We start from the raw sequence: 1,677 nt of genomic DNA on the forward strand, positions 1-1,677 counted from the left end.
CGAGTAAAAACACACTGCAAATAGCAAAAGAGCACTGAATTGAACTCAGTGCTCTTTTTCATCGTCTCTTTCTATCTTTGCGTGCAGCGCTGGATTACACCCACTGACCTGCCACAAAGCCACTCGACCAGCACCATTGGAAGTTATAGCCACCTAACCAACCGGTAACGTCCATCACTTCTCCGATGAAGTACAAGCCTTTGATGTTTTTACATTCCATGGTTTTAGAAGACAGGTGATCGGTATCCACGCCGCCTAGTGTCACTTCCGCCGTGCGGTAGCCTTCGGTGCCATTAGGTGCGATTGACCAGTTTTCTAAACGCTCCACCACGCTAGCAAGCTCTTTCGGGTTGAACTGCTTGAGAGGTTTATCCATCAGCTCTTTGCGCTCAATCAGTACTTCCACTAAACGCTTTGGCAGCACTTTTGCTAGGGTGTTCTTTAGCGATTGATTTGGATGTTTCTCAAGGCTGCGCTCGAGCAGCAGAGCGATGTCTTCGTTAGGAACTAAGTTGATAGAAACTTTCTGACCCGCTTTCCAGAAAGAGGAAATTTGCAAAACCGAAGGGCCCGATAAGCCGCGGTGAGTAAACAACAGCGCTTCTTTGAACATGGTGCCATCTTCGGCGGTAATTTCCGCAGGCACAGCAATGCCAGACAGTTCAGCAAAATCTTCTTTGTCTTCTTTGTGCAGCGTAAATGGCACAAGTCCCGCCGTGGTTGGGATTACCGGCAGACCAAACTGCTCAGCCACTTTGTAACCAAACGGCGTCGCGCCCAGTTTTGGCATGGAAAGGCCACCGGTCGCAATCACCAAAGATTCGCACTCAACAGGCTCAGTACCCGCGTGCAGACGAAAGCCTTCTTCGGTTTTCTCAATGGTGTGCACATCGCATTGGTAACGCTGTTGAATGTTTGGCATGTCACACTCGGCCAGCAGCATCTTCACGATGTCTTTGGCGGTAAAAGCATCGACACAAAACAATTGGCCGTGATCGCGCTCTTCAAACTCGATGCCGTGTTTGCTGACCATGGAGATGAAATCCCAGTTGGTGTATTGCGATAGCGCCGCTTTCACGCAGTGTGGGTTTTGGCATAGGTAGTTGCTGGCTGATACGTCGTAGTTAGTGAAGTTGCAGCGGCCACCACCAGAGATAAGGATTTTACGTCCTGGCTTTTTGGCATGATCCAGCACAAGCACACTGCGTCCGCGCTTGCCTGCTTCTGCAGCACACATCAAACCCGCGGCTCCCGCGCCAATTACAACAACATCAAATTTCTTACTCATCGGTCGCTCTTAGGCTCTATCCAAAATCCAAAACAATAAAAAAGGATGTGCTTATTGCACATCCTTGCTTTCTAAGAGCGCCATTCTACCGACAAATGTCGAAAGGGAAAAGCGCTTAAATTCCAAGCATCGCCTAGTACGGCTTAGCTGGAAAGACCTACAAGATGAAGGCCGCCAGTAGGGTAACACCAAGCAACGCGGTTGATAGCACAAACAACTCACGCACCCGTTCACACTTACCTGTGAATATCTCATCATGGTGATGGTGATACTCTTTACTTTTAATGTAGTGGAACAAACGCACCTGTTTGGTGACGTTACCGTGAGTGGTGAAGAAACCATTGCCATCCACTTGTTGATACAACAATGGGTGCGCTTCACGCATGATG

General features: G+C 48.8%; 2 protein-coding genes. Both read right to left on the reverse strand.

Translation table 11 applies throughout. The features are described 5' to 3' along the window. Positions 1-94: 94 nt before the first annotated feature. The gene (locus R7Z78_RS24180) at positions 95-1,288 is read right to left on the reverse strand and encodes an NAD(P)/FAD-dependent oxidoreductase (RefSeq protein ID WP_169643881.1); all 1,194 of its coding nucleotides are present in this window, start codon (positions 1,286-1,288) and stop codon (positions 95-97) included. Between the two features lie 157 nt (positions 1,289-1,445). After that, a partial coding sequence (locus R7Z78_RS24185) for a universal stress protein UspB (RefSeq protein WP_169643882.1) occupies positions 1,446-1,677 on the reverse strand: 232 nt, incomplete at its 5' end.

It is taken from the genome of Vibrio sp. 1167 (assembly GCF_033340375.1).
In the GTDB taxonomy this organism is placed as follows: domain Bacteria; phylum Pseudomonadota; class Gammaproteobacteria; order Enterobacterales; family Vibrionaceae; genus Vibrio; species Vibrio alginolyticus.

Excerpts from the sequence above, each read along its gene's own strand:
- R7Z78_RS24180 (WP_169643881.1), bottom strand. The coding sequence starts at position 1,288 with ATGAGTAAGAAATTTGATGTTGTTGTAATTGGCGCGGGAGCCGCGGGT.